We start from the raw sequence: 23059 nt of genomic DNA on the forward strand, positions 1-23059 counted from the left end.
CCTTGAATAGATCAGGGCTAATCCCCACTAATTTACCATCGCAACGATACATTGTTCAGAATATTAGGTGGAGAGAAATTATGGGTAGAATTATTGGTATTGACTTGGGTACAACCAACTCTTGTGTGGCTATTTTAGATGGCGATAAGCCAAGAGTATTAGAGAATGCTGAAGGCGCTCGTACTACGCCATCCATCATTGCTTATGCAGAAGATGGTGAAGTTTTAGTAGGGCAACCAGCAAAACGTCAAGCGGTGACCAACCCTAAAAATACTCTGTATGCAATCAAGCGTTTAATTGGCCGTCGTTTTGAAGACGAAGAAGTACAACGCGACATCAAAATCATGCCGTTCAAAATTGTTAAAGCAGACAATGGTGACGCTTGGGTTGAAGTAAAAGACCGAAAATTAGCTGCGCCACAAATTTCAGCTGAAATCTTGAAAAAAATGAAGAAAACCGCTGAAGACTATCTTGGTGAAGCGGTTACTGCCGCAGTCATTACGGTTCCAGCTTACTTCAACGATGCGCAGCGCCAAGCGACGAAAGATGCTGGCCGTATCGCAGGTTTAGACGTTAAACGTATTATCAACGAACCGACAGCCGCGGCATTAGCCTACGGTATGGATAAAAAGAAAGGCGACACCAAAGTTGCAGTATATGACTTAGGTGGCGGTACTTTCGATATCTCTATTATTGAAATTGATGATGTGGATGGCGAGCAAACGTTCGAAGTATTAGCGACCAACGGTGATACTCACTTAGGTGGTGAAGACTTTGATAACCGCGTAATTAACTACTTAGTTGAAGAGTTTAAGAAAGAGCAAGGCATGGATTTACGTAATGATCCTTTAGCCATGCAACGTTTAAAAGAAGCAGCAGAAAAAGCTAAGATTGAGCTGTCATCTGCTTCACAAACTGAAGTTAACTTACCGTACATCACCGCAGATGCCTCAGGTCCAAAACACCTGAACATCAAAGTGACTCGCGCTAAATTAGAATCTTTGGTTGAAGATTTAGTACAACGCACCTTAGAGCCATTGAAAAAGGCGCTTGCTGATGCCGATTTAAGCGTCAGCGAAATCAACGAGATTATTCTGGTTGGTGGTCAAACGCGTATGCCGAAAGTACAAGAAGCCGTTACCGCTTTCTTCGGTAAAGAGCCTCGTAAAGACGTTAACCCAGATGAAGCCGTTGCGGTTGGTGCGGCCATTCAAGGTGCGGTGCTGTCAGGTGATGTTAAAGACGTTTTATTACTGGATGTTACCCCGTTATCACTAGGTATCGAAACCATGGGTAGCGTGATGACAGCTCTGATTGAGAAAAACACCACTATCCCGACGAAAAAGTCGCAAGTGTTCTCAACGGCGGATGATAACCAATCTGCGGTGACGATCCACGTCATTCAGGGTGAGCGTAAGCGCGCTTCAGATAATAAATCTCTGGGGCAATTTAACTTAGAAGGTATTCGCCCAGGTCGTCGTGGCGAGCCACAAATTGAAGTAACTTTCGATTTAGATGCGGACGGTATTTTACACGTGTCGGCGAAAGACAAAGACACCGGTAAAGAGCAAAAGATCACCATCAAAGCTTCTTCAGGTTTAAGTGAGGAAGAAATCGATAAAATGGTGCGTGATGCCGAAGCGAATGCTGAAGAAGATAAAAAGTTCGAAGAAATGGTGCAGGCACGTAACCAAGCCGATGCTATGGTACACTCTACCCGCAAACAGCTGGAAGAAGCCGGTTCTGCGTTAGCTGCCAATGATAAAGAAGCTATCGAGAACGCGATTACCGATCTGGAAAAAGCGATGAAAGGCAGCGATAAAGCTGACATCGAAGCGAAAACCCAGGCCTTGTTACAAGCTTCGCAAAAACTGATGGAAGCAGCACAAGCTAAAGGTCAGCAGGGTGGTGAAGAAACCGCTCAGCAGTCTGGTGGCGATGATGTTGTTGACGCTGAATTTGAAGAAGTTAAAGACGACAAGAAGTAATTATCACCCATATCGGGCTGCAGCATAATCTGTAGCCCTTTTACTGAGAATTAAGCACAGATCTATGTCCAAGCGTGACTATTATGAAGTATTAGGTGTCGCTAAAGGCGCCGATGATAAAGAGATCAAAAAGGCTTATAAACGCCTCGCCATGAAATTTCACCCCGATCGCACACAGGGTGATAAAGCCATGGAAGAGAAGTTTAAAGAAGTGCAAGAAGCCTATGAGATTTTGTCTGACGACCAGAAAAAAGCCGCCTATGATCGCTTCGGCCATGCCGGGGTAGATCCGAATCGTGGTGCGGGTGGTGGCGGTAATGCTGACTTTGGTGATATTTTCGGCGACGTGTTCGGCGATATCTTCGGAGGCGGTGGCCGTCGCGGTCAATCACGGGCACAGCGCGGCTCAGATCTTCGTTATAACTTAGAACTGACATTAGAAGAAGCCGTTAAAGGTAAATCAGTCGACATTAAAGTGCCGACAATGGTCGGTTGTGATAGTTGTGATGGTTCAGGTGCTAAAAAAGGCACTTCAGCCAAGAGCTGCCCAACCTGTCATGGTGCTGGCCAAGTGACGATGCGCCAAGGCTTTTTCGCGGTACAACAAACCTGTCCTACTTGTAGTGGGCGTGGCAAGATTATTCCTGATCCTTGCAGCAAGTGTCATGGTGAAGGCCGCATCGAAAAAACCAAAACGCTGGCAGTTAAAATCCCTGCGGGTGTGGATACCGGTGACCGTATTCGTTTAACCGGCGAAGGCGAAGCAGGTATGCATGGCGCTCCGGCGGGTGATTTGTATGTGCAGGTTAGCGTTAAGCAACACGCTATTTTCCAGCGTGATGGTAACAACCTGTATTGCGATGTGCCGTTAAGCTTTGCGACCGCAGCTTTAGGTGGTGAAATTGATGTGCCAACCCTAGATGGCCGGGTTAAATTAAAGATCCCAGCCGAAACACAAACTGAGAAAATGTTCCGCCTACGTGGCAAGGGCGTGCAATCAGTGCGTGGTGGTGGTGTCGGTGATTTAGTGTGTAAAGTGGTGATCGAAACGCCAGTGAATTTATCTGAGCGGCAAAAAGAGCTACTAAGACAACTGGACGATAGCATGGCTGGCGACAGTGAAGCCAAGCATCGGCCGAAGTCAAAAGGGTTCTTCGATGGTGTGAAGAAGTTTTTTGATGATTTAACTAACTAATCTAATTAGTAAAAAAATAAACCACCCATAATCGGGTGGTTTTTTTATGCCAGCAGAGTAAACTGGTCAAATGTGTTCGATGAGTTTGCAAAAGGATTTAAGATGATAAAGAAATTATTGGTGTCAGCCATTTGTACCGTGTTACTGGTGGCCTGTGCTGAGTCACCGACCGGACGTCGTCAAGTGATGTTGTACGATAACCAGCAATTAAGCACCATGGGTGCACAAACCTTCGAAGAAATGAAAGCCGCTGAAAAAATCAGCAACGATGCTGAAATTAATCGCTACGTGTTATGTGTCAGCAATGCCTTACTGAAAGTGACCCCTGATGAATATCAGCAACAAAGCTGGGAAATTGTGGTTTTTGATAGCGAGCAAGTGAATGCCTTTGCATTACCTGGAGGCAAAATTGGTGTTTATACCGGCTTGTTAAAAGTGGCAGAAACACCAGCACAATTAGCTGCCGTAGTAGGGCATGAAATTGCACACGTGATGGCGGGCCACAGCAATGAGCGGCTCTCTACCAATCAATTCTTACAAATGGCCCTAGCCCTAGGCGATGCCGGCTCTAAAGCCTACGGCGTGCAATATCAGCAAGAATTAATGGCGGCCTTAGGTGTCGGTGCGCAATTAGGCGTAGCTTTACCGTTTAGCCGGGCCCATGAAACAGAATCTGATATAATTGGCCTTGAATTAATGGCAAAAGCGGGTTTTGACCCAAGCGAAGCGGTTAACTTATGGCGTAATATGGCGAAGGCCAGTGGCCCTGCTGGCCCACAATTCTTATCGAGCCACCCTGTACCCGAAACCAGGATTACGACCTTACAAGACATGATGCCTGAGGCGAATGGTTTTTATACACAGCGCAAAGCAGCTGGCAATTTGCCAAGTTGCCGCAAACCGGCTAAATTATAGGTAAGCTATTGTAATTAAATAACGTCAGCTTTTTTTACACTAACCTAATAGTACTGATATCGGGTTTAAAATAACCCCATAGAAATCAGAGATCTGTATTTTTGGTGTGTAAATTGCATGTTTAATTGTAAGCTCACAGAATTCAACTTGTTGTAGGAAGGTTTATATGCAAGGAAATAACCCGAAAGACCAACACGACGCTAAAGTAAGTCGTCGTAAGTTTTTGACCAAAGTCGGCACTGGTGTCGTGATTTCTGCATTGCCTGCTAAGTCAGTTTGGGGAGCTTGTTCTGTTTCAGGAGCATTGTCTGGTAATTTATCGCACAATACTAATAATGACCACTGTATAGTTCCAACGCTAACGAATGGACGTTCTCCAGGCGGTTGGTCAAATATTAGCAGTAATAATATTAATTCTTTTTTCATTGAACTAGACCGGATTAAATCTTCTTATGGCAATAAATCAAATGAGTTTAATAATGCGGTAAAAAAATATTTAGATTTCGTTAATACTGTTAAAAATCATACATTACCTGTACCTAAAGAACTTACTACTAGAAATTATACTATTAAAAGTGGGCTGTCTTCTAACGGCTCAGGTGATAATAATATTTTTTATCATTTGTCTGCCGTCTACCTTAATGCTTATTTTGGTTTTTATAAAGGTTACCTCGGAAAACAATCTGCAGATGAGTTAGTAAATACTATATTTATGGTCTGGTATATTCAGCTAAGTAATACTAACACGAGAAGTCGTAGCTCAGTAAACTTTAGTGATACAGTTCTGGGTTATAATGATGGTAGTACTGATTGGAAACTACCTATCTAATTAATAAATTTTAAATGACAAACTACTGTTTTAATATGAATGCTGAGCTTTTAGCCTTAACTGATGGCAGTGGTTTGGTAATTTATAACCTATATTCTGGCAACACATTATTTTTGCGTTCTAATTCATTCAGCTTCAATAATTTAATCGAGCTTACTCAATCACCCAAGTTTAATAAGGTCGTACTATGTCGTCTAATAGCAGTAGATGAATCTGAAGCTCAGCAAATGTTAGGCTATTTGCTTAATAATAATTTGATATCCATAGCTAGTGAGATGTGAATGCTGATTAATTGTGGTCAATATAGTTTCGACCTAGCCACATCTCTTCCATTAATACAGAAAAGCGCCAACTTAATTTATGGTGATGCGCCGGTATCTGGTGTTATTTCAGATTTTAATCTTTCTTTAAACGCTAGCTCTTTGCTACGGCGATTTGTAAAGCCGCAAGTAAGTTTTCTTTGTGACCAACATTCACCTTTTAAACCTTTACCATTAAACCAAGGTTATGCTTTATTAGAGTGGGGTATGAATTGGTGTATTGCTGCGCATGAATATACTCGATTCTTAATACATTCCGCAGTTTTAGTAAAAAATGACAAAGCTATTCTATGCCCCGCTTCTCCGGGGTCAGGTAAAAGCACTTTGAGTGCTTATCTTGGTCTAAGTGGTTGGTATGTTTACAGCGATGAAATGGCGATTATTGATATGGATGAGCAACGTGTCCTTCCGATGTTTCGACCGGTTTGTTTAAAAAATGAAAGTATTTCGTTGCTGCAAAGTTGGCATCCAAGCGCAACAGTTACGCCTGTTTGCCGTGACACCCAAAAAGGTGATGTGGCTCACGTAAAGGTTCTTTCTTGGTCTCAATATCAACAATTACGACCTGCTCCCATTGCTGGGTTAGTTTTTCCAAGATATAAAGTAGGTTCAGATCTGAAAATTTATCAGCTTGACCAATTAGATTCCTTTAATCAATTGAGTCACAATGCTTTTAATTATAATGTTTTAGGTAAATCTGCTTTTAAAGCAGCTGCACAAATAGTTGGCAATGCAAAATCATTTGAAGTTGAGTATAGCAAATTGACTGATTTAGCGTTATTTTTTGATGAGTTGGTCCAAGATTAATGTCTATTGCCCCAAAACAAATTCTACACTATCTCGCGCAGCCAGAACGATGTACATTGATATCTTTAGTGCAGTGGCAACAACTAATATGGCTATTTCGTGAAGCCAAGCTTTTGTCCTCGCTTGCGGCAGTTCTTGAACGTAGAGCGTTGTTATGTTCTTTACCAGTTTATGCGCAACGTCATTTACAGTCTGCGTTAGTATATGCCGATAGACAGGCACAACAAATTCGTTTTGAATGTGATGAGTTACAGACTATATTCCTGAACACGGATATTAAAGTTTTATATCTTAAAGGTGCGGCTTACACTTTAGCTGATACTGAGAATAGCAGAGGTCGAATTTGCAATGATATCGACGTGCTTGTAAATAAATCACAGCTTGCAGCGGCCGAGGCTTTATTAAAAAGAAATTATTGGAAATCAGATAAGCTTTCTTCACATGACGAGCGTTATTATCGTGAATGGAGCCATGAAATCCCACCAATGGTTCATATTCTAAGAGGGACCGTACTCGATCTGCATCATAATTTGTATTTGCCGATTAGTGGCCGTTCGGCAGATATGGCTAAGTTTTTTGAGTTAGTAAAAACGACGAATTCTGGCGCCTTAGTGCTCAATCAAGAAGCAATGGTACTTCATAGTATCATTCATCTTTTCATGAACGAAGAAACGCAAAGCGCAATGCGTGATTTATGGGATATTCACTTACTGACGGCGCAATATAGTACCGCAGATTTTTGGAATAATTTACATAACCTTGCACTCTCAACGGGGTTTGAGCTTGAGTTTAGGTACTGTTTAACCGCATTAAAGTATTATCTTGGTTCGGCTCTGGACCCTTTAACAAAAAATCAATGTGAGCAATATTTCGAAGATAACTGGTGGGTCCGTAAGGTGTTGTTACCGGCTCTATTACCTGATCACCCTTTAGTTATAGGCTGGCAGCAACGTTGGGCCAAACGTTTTATGTATTTTCGCGGCCACTTTTTAAAAATGCCATTGCATATTTTGCTCGGGCATTTAACGATGAAAAGCTTTTTCGGGCTTAGAGATGCCATTTTTGGTAAGCATCAATTTAGCCCGAAAAAAAATTAGGCACTTTGTGCCGGGCGACGCAGCACTATTACACCCAGTGCTACGATGAAAAGTAACATACAGTAGTAATTATAAGTAATGACCTGCCACGGTGAAATGCCAAAGCTCGCGCCTAACAGCAACGCCTGCGCACCATAGGGTACCAAGCCCTGACTGATACAAGCAAAGATGTCCAATAAGCTCGCGCTGCGTTTCGGGGTGATTTGGTGTTGCTTTGCTAAATTGCGGCTCACATCACCCGTTAATACGATCGCCACTGTGTTGTTGGCAATACACAGGTTACTGATAAAGGCTAAAGCGGCGATGGCCAATTGCTGAGCTTTGTTACCGGCCAGTTTAATACTTGAGGTTAACTTCTGTATTTGTGATGAAATCCACTGTAAGCCACCTTGTTGTTTGATGAACTCACTCAGCGCACTAACTAACATCGCCAGCAAGAAAATCTCCTGCACGTTGGCAAAGCCGGTAGCAATATCGGTACCTAAACCGCTGATCGCGTAATCTGCAAAAATACTGCCTTGCAAAGCAGCCAGTAAAATACCCAGCAGTAGCACCACAAACACATTCAGCCCCATTACGGCTAAAAATAAGATGGCGGCATAGGGCAGCACGCCAGTCCAATTAACCGTTTCGCTGACAATGGCTGTGGGTTCAGTGGTCATTAGGCTAAAAGCGATGAGGGTGAAAAACGCTGCTGGCAGAGCGATTTTAATGTTCTCTTTAAATTTGTCTGCCATCTTGGCACCTTGCGTGCGAGTTGCGGCAATGGTGGTGTCTGAGATAATCGACAGGTTATCGCCAAACATGGCGCCGCTGAGTAACACACCGGCTACCAAAGCCGGCTCTAAATCCGCTTGGTTGGCTAAGCCAACGGCAATTGGTGCTAAAGCGCCTATCGTGCCCATCGAAGTGCCCATCGCGGTGGAAACCAGTGCTGCAATAATAAATAAACCGGGCAATAAAAATTGTGCCGGGATCACACTGAGACCGGCATTAACCACCGCATCAACCCCGCCAGTGGCTGTCGCCACACTAGCAAAAGCACCGGCAAGCAGATAGATTAAGCACATCGTAATAATATTATGATTACCCGCCCCCTTAACCATTACCTCTATTGATTGGGTTAACGGCGCGCGATGTAACCAAATGGCTAAAATTAACGCAGGGATAATGGCGACATGGCCAGGCAATTGATAGAACGCATAATCGACGTTTTGGCTTTGGAAATACAAGCCGCTACCGAGAAACAGCAGGATAAAAAACAGTAATGGCAGCAGCGAACGGCGCGCGCCAACAGTGGCAACAGTATTCAATTTAGCGACCTCATAAAATGGCTGCGCAATATATAGATGGCCAGACGTCTTGTCAATGCGGCCGCGTTGGCTGCAGGCCATTTAGGTTGCAGCTATGTGCATTTGAGTTTACACCGCTAAGGTAAAGTATTCTTGATCATAAAACCAAGTATTTACCGCAAGCGATGCAGAATAAAAAACTATTAAGGCTAGATTGTCTAGCTAGGAGCAGTGATGGATCCGCAGCAAAAGCTATCATCTAAACGATTTATCCCCTTTTTCTTTACTCAAGCCTTGGGCGCGTTTAACGATAATGTATTTAAAAACGCCTTGATGCTGCTTCTCACCTTCGGCGCTGCCAGTGCCATGCCTTGGAGTGTTGATGTCAGTATGAACTTGGCTGCAGGCTTATTTATCTTACCTTTTTTATTGTTCTCTGCGACTGCCGGAACTTTGGCTGACAGTTTATGTAAAACACGGCTGATCCAGCGCTTAAAGCTGGTAGAAGTGGGGTTGATGTGTTTGGCGGCACTGGCCTTTATGTTTGAGCAATATGTGTATTTACTAGGTGTGCTGTTTTTAATGGGCGCGCAATCAGCATTTTTTGGGCCAGTGAAATACGCCATATTGCCGCAGTTGTTAACGGACAAACAGTTACTCGGGGGGAATGCTTGGGTAGAAATGGGCACGTTTATTGCTATTTTACTCGGTACTGTCGTCGGTGGTTTATTGGTGGGTATTAACAATGCGCATACCTGGATTGGCTTAATGGTGATTTGCTTTGCGCTTTCGGGTTATCTGGTGAGTTTGCAGATCCCTAAAGTGGGGGTAGTAGAAAATGCGCCTCACTTTCGTTTTGCGCCGTGGCAGCAAACCTTAGCAACGGTGCGAATTAGCTATCAAAATCGCACTTTATATTTGGCGATTATGGCCATTAGTTGGTTTTGGTTTTTAGGTGCCAGCTATTTAACGCAATTTCCAAACTTTACCAAAACCGTTTTAGGAGGCGATAACACCGTCGTTACCGCATTACTGGTGGCGTTTTCTGTCGGTGTGGGTATAGGTTCTTTGTTGTGTGAGCGCTTGTCGGGTAAGCGTGTCGAACTGGGTATCGTACCCATTGGCTCTATCGGTTTAACGTGTTTTGGTATCAGTTTATATTTTAGTACCCCCGCAACAGTGTCATCTGAGCTATTAAGCTTACCGGCGTTTTTAAGCAGCAGTTTTGGCTGGTGGGTGTTACTCGATCTGAGTTTAATTGGGTTGTTTGGAGGGCTATTTATTGTGCCCTTGTATGCGTTATTACAGCAACGAGCTAATCCTACCGAGCGCGCCCGCATGATTGCCGCTAATAACATCTTTAATGCGCTGTTTATGGTGGTAAGTGCTATCGCCGGCATTGTGTTCTTAACGGTATTTGAGCTAAGTATTCCGCAGTATTTTTTAATTCTAGCGCTGATGAACGCCGTGGTTGCCGGTTACGTTTATAGCCAAGTGCCGGAGTTTGCGCTGCGCTTTGTTATTTACTTATTAAGCCACACGCTGTATCGCGTTAAAGCAAGCGGTTTAGAGCATATCCCAACTGAGGGGCCTGTTGTCTTAGTCGCTAATCATGTGAGTTATGTTGATGCTCTTTTAATTGCGGGTGCGGTGCGCCGACCCGTTCGCTTTGTTATGGATCAGGGTATTTTTAAGATCCCCGTGGCCAATTTACTGTTTCGAGCAGCAAAAACCATTCCGATTTGCAGTAAGCATAAAGATGAAGCTGTGTATGAAGCTGCCTTTTCGGCGATTGCGCGCGAGTTAGCTGAAGGAAATGTTATTTGCATCTTCCCGGAAGGGCACTTAACCAAAGATGGTGAAATTGATCGGTTTCGCCCGGGTATTGAGCGAATTATTGCTGAGTCGGCTGTGCCTGTGGTGCCGATGGCGCTGCAAGGATTATGGGGGTCGTTCTTTAGTCACCATGGCAAAGGCGCATTTAAAATTAAAGGTCGTTTTTGGTCAAGGGTAAAGCTGCATGTCGGCCCCAGTATCGCAGCAGAACAGGTCAGTGCTGCCGAGTTAGAGCAGCAAGTCAGGCAGTTGCGAGGCGAGCATCGCTAATGACATTAAGGCCGAGTTTAAACAACATGTTCATGCGCTAATAGCGCTCTTTTTTGTACTAAACCTTGAATCTGTGCAGTAACGCTCGCATTAAGTTTACTGCACATCATCTTGGTATTAGCGGAGTTCAACATGTTTAATTTTTCTTATCAAAATAGTACTCGTATTCTTTTTGGCCAAGATCAGATAAAGCAACTGGCAGAATTAATTACACCAGAGCAAAAAGTGTTGCTGTTGTATGGTGGCGGATCGATCAAAACCAATGGTGTTTATCAGCAGGTGACCGCAGCTTTGCAGGCGGCTGAGGTTATCGAATTCTCGGGTGTTGAGCCTAATCCTAATTTTGAAACGTTAATGCGCGCCACCGATATTGCGCGTCGTGAGAAAATAGACATCATTCTAGCGGTGGGCGGGGGTAGCGTGATTGATGGCGCTAAATTTGTTGCAGCCGCCGCTTTATTTGAAGGTGATGCTTGGGATATTTTGGCAAAAGGCGCCAACGTTGAGCAAGCGCTGCCGATTGGTTGTGTTTTAACGTTACCGGCCACCGGTTCTGAAAGTAATGGTAATTCGGTCGTCACGCGTTATGAAACCAAACAAAAATTAGCGTTTTCCAGCCCATGGGTTTACCCACAGTTTGCCATTCTTGATCCCACCGTGACCTACAGTTTACCGCCGAAACAAGTGGCAAACGGTGTGGTCGATGCCTTTGTACATGTGATGGAGCAATATTTAACGTATCCGGTGAATGCGCCGGTGCAAGATCGTTTTGCAGAAGGGTTATTATTAACTTTAATTGCTGAAGGGCCCAAAGCCCTGTCTGATCCACAAAACTATGCTGTGCGCGCCAATGTCATGTGGGCCGCAACGATGGCGTTAAACGGTTTAATTGGCCAAGGTGTACCGCAAGATTGGGCAACGCATATGATAGGCCATGAAATTACTGCCTTGTTCGGCCTGGACCATGCACAAACCTTAGCCATAGTGTTACCGGCTTTAATGCAACAGCAACGCAGCCAAAAGCGCGAAAAGCTGTTGCAGTATGCAACGCGGGTTTGGCAGTTACAGCATCAAGATGAAGAGCGTTTAATTGATGAAGCCATTAGTCATACGCGTTATTTTTTCGAGCGCATGGGGATACCGACGCGTTTAGCCGATTATGGCATACAAGCTGAAGCGATAGAGCAGTTAGTGAGCAAGTTAGTGCAGCACAACATGCTGGCATTAGGCGAACATCAAGATATTACACCCGAGGTGTCTCGCCGTATTCTGCAACTGGCGCTGTAAGCCATTTCAAATAAAAGCCGTCTTTCATTTCAGGCGGCTACACTTCTTTCTTCTATCTGTCGCTGTTTTTTGGTCTAATAGTCAATATTCAGATTAACAGCAGAGTAAGTGATGAGTACGATCGGTATTTTTGGCGCTAATGGCCGTATGGGGCGGGCGCTGGTCAGTGTCGCAAAAGAACAACAATTGTCTTTAACGGCAGCAACGGTGCGTAGTGGCTCTGCTGTCTTAGGCCTAGACGCTGGCGAATTAAGCGGTTGTGGTGCTGTGGGTGTGTCATTAGAAGCGACTTCTGCTAACGCTGTAGCAAAAGCCGATGTATGGATCGACTTTACTATGCCTGAACCCATGTTAGCGCACTTACAGCTCGCTGTGGCTGCAGGTAAAGCCATGGTCATTGGCGTGACCGGCTTAACGGATCAGCAGTATGCGCAAATCCAACAAGCCAGTCAGCATATCGCCATTGTTTGGGCCCCTAATATGAGTGTTGGTGTGAATTTAATGCTGCATTTAGTGCAAACTGCCGCCAAGGTGATGGGGAATACGGCCGATATTGAAATTATTGAAGCGCATCATCGCTTTAAAAAAGACTCGCCTTCGGGTACGGCGATGGCCATTGGCGCGAGCATTGCGCGCAGCTTAGATCGCGATCTTGCCGAGGTTGCGGTGTATGGTCGCGAAGGCATGATTGGTGAGCGCTCACAGCAAACTATTGGTTTTGCTACGGTAAGAGGCGGTGACATTATTGGCGATCATACTGCACTATTCGCTGATATTGGTGAAAGACTGGAAATAAGCCACAAAGCTTCCAGCCGAAACACCTTTGCGCAAGGCGCACTGCGTGCTGCTTTGTGGTTGCAAAATAAACAGCCAGGACTTTATACCATGCAACAAGTGCTCGGATTGCCGCAGTTAGATTAAACTTTTGCGGCATTTAGCTAAAAATAATGTTAAAGGCTGTGTTTTTGTAAAATAACAAAAAAATCATGGCTAATTTCGCGCTGATCGCCTAAAATATCGAGGTTTGCCTGTAAGCAGAGAAATTATCTCGCTCGCGACTGGTTCTTTGAGATCATTAGGCGAAGGCAAATACGGGTATCAGAATTTTAGGTCAAAACGGGTTGTAAAACGTCTGTGGTTTTCACCCGTTTTTTGCTGTTTGGAGGTTATTTTGACTAAGTCCGCCCTGCTCGTACTGGAAGACGGCACCGTATTTCACGGTACAGCCATTGGCGCCGAAGGAGTTTCTGTTGGTGAGGTAGTGTTTAATACCTCGATGACCGGGTATCAGGAAATATTAACTGATCCCTCTTATGCAGAACAAATTGTAACACTAACTTATCCTCATATAGGAAACACCGGAACGAATGAGGAAGATGAGGAATCCGGACAGGTATGGGCCAAAGGCCTTATTATCCGTGACCTCCCGCTGTTAGCCAGTAATTTCCGTAATCAACTCTCGCTTAGTCAATACCTTAAAAATCACAACATTCTCGGCATCGCCGACATCGATACTCGCAAACTGACTCGCATCCTTCGTGAAAAAGGCGCTCAAAATGGCTGCATCATGGCAGGTGATAATCTGGATGCCGCGGTTGCCTTGCAACACGCTAAGGCTTTCCCAGGTTTAGCGGGGATGGACTTAGCTAAAGAAGTGACCGTTAAAGCCCCTTATCAGTGGACTGAAGGCAGTTGGACGTTAGGTGAGGGCCACAAAACCATTACCGAACATCCGTTTCATGTGGTTGCTTACGATTTCGGTGTTAAACGCAACATTTTACGTATGTTAGCGGATCGTGGTTGTAAACTCACTGTTGTTCCGGCACAAACACCGGCTGCTGAGGTGTTAGCGCTGAACCCAGATGGTATTTTTCTATCGAATGGTCCAGGCGATCCAGCACCTTGCACTTACGCCATTGAGGCGATCAAAACCTTTTTAGAAACAGACATTCCGGTGTTTGGTATCTGTTTAGGTCATCAACTGTTGGCGTTAGCCAGTGGTGCGAAAACGGTCAAAATGGGCCATGGTCACCACGGTGCTAACCACCCAGTGCAAAACTTAGACACTCAGCGCGTGTTAATCACTGCGCAAAACCATGGTTTTGCGGTTGAAGAAGCCACCTTACCGGCTAATTTACGCGCTACCCATAAATCGCTGTTCGACGGCACCCTGCAAGGGATCCACCGTACTGATAAAGCGGCATTTAGTTTTCAAGGGCATCCCGAGGCCAGCCCAGGCCCGCATGAAGCCTCTGAACTGTTTGACCATTTTATCAAGCTGATGCAACAACATCAGGCTTAAGCCGACACGAATTACGGAGACTGAGACGCAATGCCAAAACGTACCGATATAAAAAGTATTCTGATTTTAGGCGCTGGCCCGATCGTCATTGGCCAAGCCTGTGAATTTGACTATTCAGGCGCACAAGCCTGTAAAGCTTTAAAAGAAGAAGGTTATCGAGTTATTTTAGTTAACTCTAACCCCGCGACTATCATGACTGATCCAGAAATGGCTGATGCGACCTACATCGAGCCTATTCATTGGCAAGTGGTAGAAAAAATCATTGAAAAAGAACGCCCTTGTGCGGTACTGCCTACCATGGGCGGGCAAACTGCATTGAACTGTGCGTTAGAGTTAGAACGCCAAGGTGTTCTGGCAAAATATAACGTGGAAATGATTGGTGCTACCGCTGACGCCATCGATAAAGCAGAAGATAGAAATCGCTTTGATAAAGCGATGCGCTCAATTGGTTTAGCCTGCCCACGTGCCGGTTTTGCTCATTCCATGGAAGAAGCTTATCAGGTACTCGATGATATCGGTTTCCCTTGTATTATTCGCCCATCGTTCACAATGGGTGGCTCGGGCGGTGGTATTGCTTATAACCGCGAAGAGTTTGAAGAAATTTGTACCCGTGGTTTAGATCTGTCTCCGACCAAAGAGCTGTTAATCGACGAATCGTTGATTGGTTGGAAAGAATACGAAATGGAAGTGGTACGCGACAAAAACGATAACTGTATTATTGTATGTGCCATCGAAAACTTTGATCCTATGGGTGTGCATACCGGTGATTCGATCACTGTGGCGCCAGCGCAAACACTGACCGACAAAGAATACCAAATTATGCGTAATGCTTCGTTAGCGGTATTGCGTGAAATTGGCGTAGAAACGGGTGGTTCAAACGTACAATTTGGTATTAATCCAGCAGATGGCCGTATGGTCATTATTGAAATGAACCCACGGGTATCGCGCTCGTCGGCATTAGCTTCCAAAGCAACCGGTTTTCCTATTGCTAAAGTTGCCGCCAAGTTGGCTATCGGTTACACCTTAGATGAATTGGCTAACGACATTACGGGCGGGATCACGCCGGCTTCATTTGAGCCAAGTATCGATTATGTTGTAACTAAAATTCCACGTTTTAACTTTGAAAAATTTGCTGGCGCTAACGACCGCTTAACGACCCAAATGAAATCGGTTGGTGAAGTCATGGCGATTGGTCGTAACCAACAAGAGTCGTTACAAAAAGCGCTACGCGGTTTAGAGATTGGTGTATCGGGCTTAGATCCGATTATTGATATCAATGCACCAGAAGCGAAAGAAAAAATCATTCGCGAATTACGTGAGCCTGGCGCACATCGTATTTGGTACATTGCCGATGCATTCCGTTTTGGTATGACCTTAGATGACATTTACAACCTAACCAAAATTGACCACTGGTTCTTAGTGCAAATTGAAGACTTAGTGAAAGAAGAACTGGCTCTAGGTACTGATGGCTATGCGGCCTTAGACGAAGCACGTTTATCTCGCTTAAAACGCAAAGGTTTTGCTGATGCTCGTATTGCTGACGTTTTAGGTGTGAGTGAAACCGAAGTACGCAAAAAACGTTATAGCTACGGTTTACACCCAGTGTACAAGCGGGTAGATACCTGTGCCGCGGAATTTGCCTCTAACACCGCTTATATGTACAGCACCTATGATGAAGAGTGTGAAGCGGCACCTACCGATCGTGAGAAAATCATGATTATCGGTGGCGGGCCAAACCGTATCGGCCAAGGTATCGAATTTGATTACTGTTGTGTGCATGCGGCTTTGGCGTTACGTGAAGACGGTTACGAAACTATAATGGTCAACTGTAACCCAGAAACCGTTTCAACCGATTATGACACCTCAGATCGCCTGTATTTTGAATCTATCACCTTGGAAGACGTACTGGAAATCGTACGCAAAGAACAGCCTAAAGGGGTAATTGTGCAATACGGTGGCCAAACGCCATTGAAATTAGCCCGTGCCTTAGAAGCCAACGGTGTGCCAATTATTGGTACTTCGCCAGATGCGATAGACCGTGCTGAAGACCGTGAGCGCTTCCAACAAGCCGTCACTCGTTTAGGCTTAAAGCAGCCTAAAAACGTCACGGTAACGAGCTTTGATGAAGCGATCGCCAAAGCACCAGAAATCGGTTATCCGATGGTGGTTCGCCCGTCTTATGTTTTAGGTGGCCGCGCCATGGAAATCGTTTATGACGAGCAGGATTTACGCCGTTATATGAACGAAGCGGTTAGCGTATCAAATGACTCGCCAGTCTTATTAGATAACTTCTTAGATGATGCGATTGAAGTCGACATTGATGCTATTTGTGATGGTAGCGAAGTGATTATCGGCGGCATTATGGAACACATCGAGCAAGCCGGTGTGCATTCGGGCGATTCTGCCTGTACCTTACCACCACACAGCTTATCGCAAGCCATTCAAGATGTGATGCGCGAGCAAGTGAAAAAGCTGGCGTTAGAGTTAGGCGTGGTCGGCTTAATGAATACCCAGTTTGCGGTTAAAGATAACGAAGTTTACTTAATTGAAGTGAACCCACGAGCGGCACGTACCGTACCCTTCGTTTCTAAAGCAACGGGTGTCGCAATTGCTAAAGTGGGGGCACGCTGTATGGCGGGTAAGTCGTTAGCCGAGCAGGGTATCACCAAAGAAATTATTCCACCGTTTTTCTCAGTGAAAGAAGTGATGATCCCGTTTAACAAATTCCCAGGTGTCGATCCTATTCTTGGCCCTGAGATGCGTTCAACGGGTGAAGTGATGGGCATTGGCGATACGTTCGCCGAAGCCTTTGCTAAAGCTGAGTTAGGCTGTGGCACGCTGATTCCAACGGGTGGCCGTGCCTTGCTTTCTGTACGTGACAGCGATAAAGTGCGCATCGTTGAACTGGCTAAACTAATGGTTGAATCGGGTTTCGAGTTAGATGCCAGTGGTGGTACAGCCAAAGCATTAGCGGATGCGGGTATTCCATGTCGGGTTGTTAACAAGGTATTTGAAGGTCGGCCTCATATGCTTGACCGTATCAAAAACGGCGAGTATAGCTATATTGTTAACACCACTGAAGGTCGTCAGGCGATTGAAGACTCTAAAGTACTGCGTCGCGGTGCCTTACAGCACAAAGCGAACTACACTACGACCTTGAATGCCGCTTTTGCTACTGTCAAAGCGAATGCTGCCAGTGCCTTTGCTAACGTAAATTCTATTCAGGAATTGCATAAGAGAGTAAACGGATGAGCTTAATTCCAATGACAGTGCAAGGCGCAGAAGCGCTGCGCATTGAACTGAATGAGTTAAAAAGTGTAAAACGGCCTGCGGTAATTCAAGCTATCGCTGAAGCACGTGCGCACGGCGATTTAAAAGAAAACGCCGAATATCACGCGGCTCGCGAACAGCAAGGTTTTATTGAAGGGCGTATTCAGGATATTGAAGGCAAATTATCCAATGTGCAGATCATCGATGTCACTAAGTTGCCTAACACGGGTAAAGTGATTTTCGGTTCAACGGTAACCATTCTTAATCTGGAAACAGAAGAAGAAATGACTTACCGCATTGTGGGTGATGATGAAGCGGATATAAAAAATAATCTGATTTCAGTTAACTCACCGATTGCACGGGGTTTAATTGGCAAAGTAGCCGATGACGTGGCGAATATCACCACGCCTAAAGGCGTGGTTGAATTTGAAATTGTTGACGTGAAATACCTGTAATAACGCGACAACTCACTTGAGCAACCCTGTTGTCTCAAACGTAAAAACGCCAGCATCTTCGCTGGCGTTTTTGTTTCTAACGGCTAACTGACTGCCATGTTTAACCGAAAAACCAGCGGCCGTTTTTGATCAGGCCAGCAATCAAGCCGGCAAAGCCAGCTGTTGTTCCACCGAGCATCCCAAACCAACACCAGAGTAGATTATTGCGATACTGCCGTTTTGCTGGTGTACTCTGCGCTGCTTTTGCCAACAAGCGTGGTTTAATCGTTTGCCATACCCGAACTTGTAAATACGCTACGCCGGTCATAAAAAGGCCAAAGGCCAGCAGCGGTGCTATGGCACCGGCGGTAAATTCGTATGCTGCAGCCAGTAATAAGCCTGAGAGGCCAACCCAAACCAAAGCCTGATTGCGATAACGTAATAAGCGATTACGCTCGGTATCGCTGGCAGCGTTTTTTAGTGGCGCGCGCATGCCCAGCAACACACCAAGCATGCCGCCGAGCGCGCCAAGTAGTGCTCCACTCAATAGCCAGCCAAATTTTGCCAAGCCGCTGCTGTGTGCTGTCATGGCACTAGCGGTCGCGGCAGCTGCAGGTGGGCTACCGATCAGTAAAGCACTGATGATGGCGCTAGTTAAGCCGATGTTTGGCGCCGTGCTTAAAATCAGCTTACCGTAACGGTTTAGTAGCTGTGTTTTTAACAACTCACGTACCCGTTGCAGCTTTTTACGTACGCTATTTTCGGTTATGCCTAGTAACGCCGCGACCTGCTGGCTATTTTGCTCTTCCCGATAAAACAGCAGTACAATTTCACGACTTTCACTCGGTAATTCGGCTAAAAACTCGCGGATAATATCGGCTTGCTCGTCGCGAAGTAACTCTTCATCGGGAAAGGTGTCACTAGCAAAAGCGGCGAGCAAGGTTTCGGCTTTCTCACCACGCTCGATACGATGCTCTTGCCGTTCGCGTAAATAGCTATAAGCACGGTAGCGCGTAATTTGACGAAGCCAAGGCAAAAAACTGGTGGTGTTTTGTAAGCTACTCAGTTGTTGCCAAGCCGCAATAAATACCTGCTGGCAAATATCCTCACTGGCATCCAAGTCTTGCACAATGGCTAAGGCAATGCTGCTGACACTGTTTTGGCAGCGCTGAATTAATCGGCCAAAAGCCTGCATATCACCTGCGATGGCTGCCATCACATCAGGCTGTAATTGTTGTTCTAGGGTGTTTTTTGGGCTCAGTTGTGCATGGTGCATGCCATTACTCCTTTAATGCCACACGCAGCTGAGCGATAAACCACTCGGGTTCATCCAGCATGATAAAATGGCGACTGTCAGTATTCATCAGTAGTTTTGCATTAGCAATAGACTCAATTTGTTGTTGGTACAGTGCTGCTGCCAGCACTTGCTGATCCGGTGCTAGCGCTCCACTGGCGCCAAGTAAGTAGACTTGGCTTGTTATTGCTGTCACTTGCGGTCGTAAATCGGTGGTTAATAGTTCATACATAGCTTGGCCGACTGTCTGGCTATCCGAGGCCGCGGCCATGTCCAACACTAATTGTTGATGTTCTGCAGATCGCGCCTGAATAGCGATGCCTTGTGTTGCAACGGCTTTTAATTGTGCGCTAGAAAGCTGTTGATAGTAGGCTTTTAATTGCAGTGCTTGTGCTTGCATGTCGGCCACTTGCGTTGCTGAGTTGCGGCTAAAAATCGGCGCGATATAAGGCAAACCATCTACCGCGATAACGGTGCCAATCTGCTTAGGAGCAGAACTTGCCAATGAAAAAGCGAGAAAAGCGCCTAGGCTATGGCCAATCACTGCTGGCTGTTGCAGTTGCTGCTCTGTCACATAACCCAGCAGCTCTTGCTGCACTTTGGGTAAAAACTCACCATCCAGAGTGCTAGGCGTACCAGCAAAACCGGCTAAGCTAATCAGATGTAATTGAAAATCGGCTTGCAAGGCGCTAACTGTGCTTTGCCAAACACGGCGGTCCGACATTAAACCGGGAATGATTAAAACCGGTTTACCTTGTCCTACCACCTCAACGGTAAAACTTACCCTCGGTTGCGGTTGCTCAATCGCTTTGATTTGCGGTGCTACCGCACCACCTATAATGGTTAGGACAATGGCAAAGTAGGTCCAAAAGCTTGGTTTGTTTTGCTGAGTTTTTTTGGCAATGTTGTTGTTAGCGTTTTGGTTTGTGTGCTGTGGTGCGTTCATGATAAATCCTTAGTTAGTGGTGATGACCTAACTAAGTCGCATCAACCTCAGCAGTTGTGACAAATTATTTTAATTATTTTTAATAAACGCGATAACGGGTCTTACCGCGTTCCAGATAGGGTGGTTGTAATTAGCTGGAAATAAAAATCAGGGGTAAAGTTGTTCCTGGGATCCCGCTATCTGCCATGATGGTTGATAGCCACAGTAACACTGCTAATAAACATAGGTAACTGACAATGGTTATTAATATGCCTGTATTACTCATAGGTAAAACGTTTTTTGCTTGTTCATCTGCTTCAAACCATAAATCTAGCGTACCGAGTAGGCCAAACAGCATTAACAGATAAAAACCAAAGTACCATGCGGCGAATGACAAACTGCCAGTAATGAATAATAACGCTAGTTTGGCTGCTTTTCCGTTACGGCTATAAACAGCGGCTTGGATAACGCGCCCCCCATCTAATGGCACCATGGGCAATAAGTTAAATAGGTTAAGTAATAAACTGATGGCAGCAAATAATGCTAAGGCGGCATGATGCGTTTCAAGCCAAAGCCCGTAGGCGATGACGGCACCTAAGGTACCAAAAGCCGGGCCGGCAACAGCAATCTTAAAGTCTTGCCAACGACTGGTCGCGCGTTCACTGACTGCAACTCCGCCAACAAACGGCAGTAAATAGACCCCTTTAACCTTAAGGCCGGAGCGCTTCATCGCATAAACATGGCCATACTCGTGAATAATTAATGCGGCAATTAAGCCTACAGCAAATTCTAGATTAAATAGCCAAGCCCAGCCAGCAAGAGATGTACCTGCTAGCGCAGCCTTTATCGCTCCCGCACTTTTTGACAGCTTAACTAACACTAAACCGATCACGAAAAAGGGTTTAAACCCTTTTTTTAGTAAAGAAGGGGTGGTTGATTGCTGCACTTCAGTCTGCTCATTAAGCACTGATGTTTGCTCAGTTCGTGCGGTTACTTTTTCTGCGGATGAAAGTTTGCTTTCTAATTTGTGCAGCCATGCAGGTGGCCTGGCGACCGTTTCGCCCTCGCACAACAATGTTTCAGGTGTTTCTAGCCAGTAATGCACCTGGTTATTTCGTATGGCTAGCTTGAAGTGCAAGCGCACTGGGCCATGTTTAGGGCACAAAAAACGGTGATCATAGCTATGACTTAATAACGCTCGCCCTTCAGAGACGAGAACACCATTACGCCAGACTTGCTCTTTACCAAAGTTATTTCCTTTGATCCGATAATGGTCTTGGTCATGGCAGAATTCAAATAACGTTTGCATATTTAATGTTAAAAAAGGGTAATAAATATGCGTAGTTTAGCAGCGGGGGTTAGAAAAGACAGGCTGGCTTGGTTAAAAATATCGCTCAGTGAGCAAGGCGTGGAGCGGGTGGCGGGAATCGAACCCGTGTCTAAACCTTGGGAAGGTCTCATTCTACCATTGAACTACACCCGCGCTCTGTCGCTAAATTATAACTGCTAAGACCTGAAGTCAACTGCTATAAAGTGTGTTTTACCGCGTCGGCTGCTGCATAGATGGCCGTTGTAACCACCAAAAAAGACGCACCTTAGCTGCGCAAAGCTGAGTAAAGCTGAGTAAAGAAGCTTAAATTAAGTGCTTAGCCTGCTCCATCTAAGTGACTTACCTGTCCACCCGCCTTAATTCGGCGTGGTTAAAATCACGAGCACACCACTCCAATCTAGGCTACGGCTTTTATTACCGATAGGCGCGATTTCAACGCCGGTGTAAATACCCAGCAAAGGGATCTTTGCTGCAGTTAACTGTTGCTGCAGTTCGCGCGCTTCTTGCGGGGTGGCTATGCGCCCAGCACAATCAAAATACAGAGCCACAATAGGAGTGTGTTGGTCTTGTTTGATTTGCGTGAGCAAGGCACGGGTTTGTTTAGCGGTTTGTGCAACAATATGCTGTGGATCGCGCTGCATAATCTGAATTTGCATGCCTTCACGAAAATCTGGTTCAAATAAGATTATCCCTTCATCATTTGGCAGTATGCCATTGATGAGGCGTGTAACATAAGAAGAACTGTAATCGGGCTTACCAGAAGTTGCGCCATTAAAGCCTAAGGCCAGTTCGGTCACCGGTGTTTGCCTACGCCAATCTGAGCTACCGGTTACCCGATCGATAACCTGGGTAACGGGCTCATCGTTCAATTGATACAGAAATTGTTCAAAAATCTTGGTAATGGTAAAACGCTCAGCACTGAGCGGTGAACACCCATGCATATTGCTGATATAGGGTTTAACATGGCCGCTGATCAGTAAAGCTGTCGCGAGCTGGCTTTGCACTTGTGAATCGTAAAACAATTTAGTGGAGCTAAATTCTTGATCGGCGAGTAAGCCGGCGCCTGCAATAGGGACCTTTATCGGTAAAGTGTTATAGAGGCCGTTAAGTATTGGACGTGAAGCATTTAATACGGCTGGGTTTTGCAAATTACCGGCGTAACGCACTGAATCAAAAAATAACAGGAGGAGAGCAGGTGATACCACTTGTTGCAGTTTCGCCCCTAACTGTTGCCCAGCTAAAAACGGGTTCTGGGCGATCAGCTGTGAGCAAGCACGACTAAATGTAATATTGTCGTTATCCGATACTATTGCTAAGGCGGCCGCGGGAGCTCCTTCGATCATAATCTGATCGTGGCTGATAATACCTGCAGCTGAACCTCCCAAGATGATGGTATCTGTGCCGCAGACTAATCGGGCGCCATCTAATAAGCGTTGATAATCAGTTTTTGCTGTGCAAAACAGCAGTAGAAGCTGTGCAGCAGAACGGCCGGTTTGGGCAATAGCTTCACGAGCAAGTTGTTGACCTGCGGCAAAAGCCGCATTGGTCTGAGAGAACGCAATCCCTGCGAACATAGTTTAATCCTTTTGTCACAAAACCTTCATTACTACGTAAGCGATGAAAAGCTAGCTCACTGCTCAGTATAGAATATTTCTGTAAACAGATTGT

The 23059-nt window shown here is 45.4% G+C and carries 17 protein-coding genes and 1 tRNA gene; 12 read left to right on the forward strand and 6 right to left on the reverse strand.

Annotation, left to right across the window (positions count from 1 at the left end; genetic code table 11):
• Nucleotides 1-80 precede the first annotated feature (80 nt).
• The 6 genes from dnaK to L1N97_RS12780 all read left to right on the forward strand — a co-directional run bounded on the left by dnaK (nucleotide 81) and on the right by L1N97_RS12780 (nucleotide 7151).
• A complete protein-coding gene (gene dnaK, locus L1N97_RS12755) occupies nucleotides 81-1988 on the forward strand; it encodes a molecular chaperone DnaK (protein ID WP_226751186.1) in 1908 nt (635 codons plus the stop codon).
• A 64-nt stretch (nucleotides 1989-2052) separates the two neighbouring features.
• Nucleotides 2053-3183, forward strand: coding sequence for a molecular chaperone DnaJ (gene dnaJ / locus L1N97_RS12760; RefSeq protein ID WP_236130049.1), 1131 nt, complete (start codon nucleotides 2053-2055; stop codon nucleotides 3181-3183).
• Nucleotides 3184-3285: 102 nt separating this feature from the next.
• Complete coding sequence (locus tag L1N97_RS12765; protein ID WP_229586295.1) at nucleotides 3286-4098, forward strand: M48 family metallopeptidase; 813 nt, start codon at nucleotides 3286-3288, stop codon at nucleotides 4096-4098.
• 166 nt (nucleotides 4099-4264) lie between these two features.
• Nucleotides 4265-4927 (forward strand): hypothetical protein, encoded by a 663-nt coding sequence (locus L1N97_RS12770; protein WP_236130050.1) that lies wholly within the window; start codon nucleotides 4265-4267, stop codon nucleotides 4925-4927.
• A 281-nt stretch (nucleotides 4928-5208) separates the two neighbouring features.
• On the forward strand, nucleotides 5209-6054 hold the full coding sequence (locus L1N97_RS12775) for an HprK-related kinase A (protein ID WP_236130051.1): 846 nt from the start codon (nucleotides 5209-5211) through the stop codon (nucleotides 6052-6054).
• Between the two features lie 68 nt (nucleotides 6055-6122).
• Nucleotides 6123-7151: a nucleotidyltransferase domain-containing protein gene (locus L1N97_RS12780; RefSeq protein ID WP_236130052.1), complete on the forward strand. Its 1029-nt coding sequence runs from the start codon at nucleotides 6123-6125 to the stop codon at nucleotides 7149-7151.
• Here the strand turns inward: L1N97_RS12780 and L1N97_RS12785 are convergent.
• A complete protein-coding gene (locus L1N97_RS12785) occupies nucleotides 7148-8464 on the reverse strand; it encodes a Na+/H+ antiporter NhaC family protein (RefSeq protein WP_236130053.1) in 1317 nt (438 codons plus the stop codon). The two genes, L1N97_RS12780 and L1N97_RS12785, sit on opposite strands and share 4 nt — an antisense overlap.
• A gap of 213 nt (nucleotides 8465-8677) precedes the next feature.
• Between L1N97_RS12785 and L1N97_RS12790 the strand changes: the two genes are divergently transcribed.
• The 6 genes from L1N97_RS12790 (at nucleotide 8678) to greA (ending at nucleotide 17863) form a co-directional block, all read left to right on the forward strand.
• Entirely contained in the window at nucleotides 8678-10549 is a 1872-nt protein-coding gene (locus L1N97_RS12790) for an MFS transporter (protein WP_236130054.1), read from the forward strand.
• Nucleotides 10550-10681: 132 nt separating this feature from the next.
• Nucleotides 10682-11836, forward strand: coding sequence for an iron-containing alcohol dehydrogenase (locus L1N97_RS12795; protein ID WP_236130055.1), 1155 nt, complete (start codon nucleotides 10682-10684; stop codon nucleotides 11834-11836).
• Between the two features lie 111 nt (nucleotides 11837-11947).
• Nucleotides 11948-12757: a 4-hydroxy-tetrahydrodipicolinate reductase gene (dapB, locus tag L1N97_RS12800; protein ID WP_236130056.1), complete on the forward strand. Its 810-nt coding sequence runs from the start codon at nucleotides 11948-11950 to the stop codon at nucleotides 12755-12757.
• Between the two features lie 250 nt (nucleotides 12758-13007).
• Entirely contained in the window at nucleotides 13008-14138 is a 1131-nt protein-coding gene (gene carA / locus L1N97_RS12805; RefSeq protein ID WP_236130057.1) for a glutamine-hydrolyzing carbamoyl-phosphate synthase small subunit, read from the forward strand.
• Nucleotides 14139-14168: 30 nt separating this feature from the next.
• Complete coding sequence (carB, locus tag L1N97_RS12810) at nucleotides 14169-17390, forward strand: carbamoyl-phosphate synthase large subunit (protein ID WP_236130058.1); 3222 nt, start codon at nucleotides 14169-14171, stop codon at nucleotides 17388-17390.
• Nucleotides 17387-17863, forward strand: a complete 477-nt coding sequence (greA, locus tag L1N97_RS12815; protein WP_226751199.1) for a transcription elongation factor GreA — start codon at nucleotides 17387-17389, stop codon at nucleotides 17861-17863. The genes carB and greA overlap by 4 nt, the downstream gene beginning before the upstream one ends.
• A 100-nt stretch (nucleotides 17864-17963) precedes the next feature.
• On the opposite strand, the gene L1N97_RS12820 is transcribed toward greA, so the two are convergent.
• From L1N97_RS12820 to L1N97_RS12840, 5 genes are all read right to left on the reverse strand, one after another.
• The gene (locus tag L1N97_RS12820) at nucleotides 17964-19118 is read right to left on the reverse strand and encodes an RNA polymerase sigma factor (protein ID WP_236130059.1); all 1155 of its coding nucleotides are present in this window, start codon (nucleotides 19116-19118) and stop codon (nucleotides 17964-17966) included.
• A 4-nt stretch (nucleotides 19119-19122) separates the two neighbouring features.
• The gene (locus L1N97_RS12825) at nucleotides 19123-20082 is read right to left on the reverse strand and encodes an alpha/beta fold hydrolase (RefSeq protein ID WP_236130060.1); all 960 of its coding nucleotides are present in this window, start codon (nucleotides 20080-20082) and stop codon (nucleotides 19123-19125) included.
• Between the two features lie 130 nt (nucleotides 20083-20212).
• Complete coding sequence (locus L1N97_RS12830) at nucleotides 20213-21370, reverse strand: metalloprotease (RefSeq protein WP_236130061.1); 1158 nt, start codon at nucleotides 21368-21370, stop codon at nucleotides 20213-20215.
• Between the two features lie 100 nt (nucleotides 21371-21470).
• Nucleotides 21471-21544, reverse strand: a tRNA-Gly gene (locus L1N97_RS12835).
• A 203-nt stretch (nucleotides 21545-21747) separates the two neighbouring features.
• Entirely contained in the window at nucleotides 21748-22965 is a 1218-nt protein-coding gene (locus L1N97_RS12840) for an FIST signal transduction protein (protein WP_236130062.1), read from the reverse strand.
• Nucleotides 22966-23059: the final 94 nt, after the last annotated feature.

Source organism: Rheinheimera sp. UJ63, assembly GCF_021568285.1.
Classification (GTDB): Bacteria; Pseudomonadota; Gammaproteobacteria; order Enterobacterales; family Alteromonadaceae; genus Alishewanella; species Alishewanella maricola.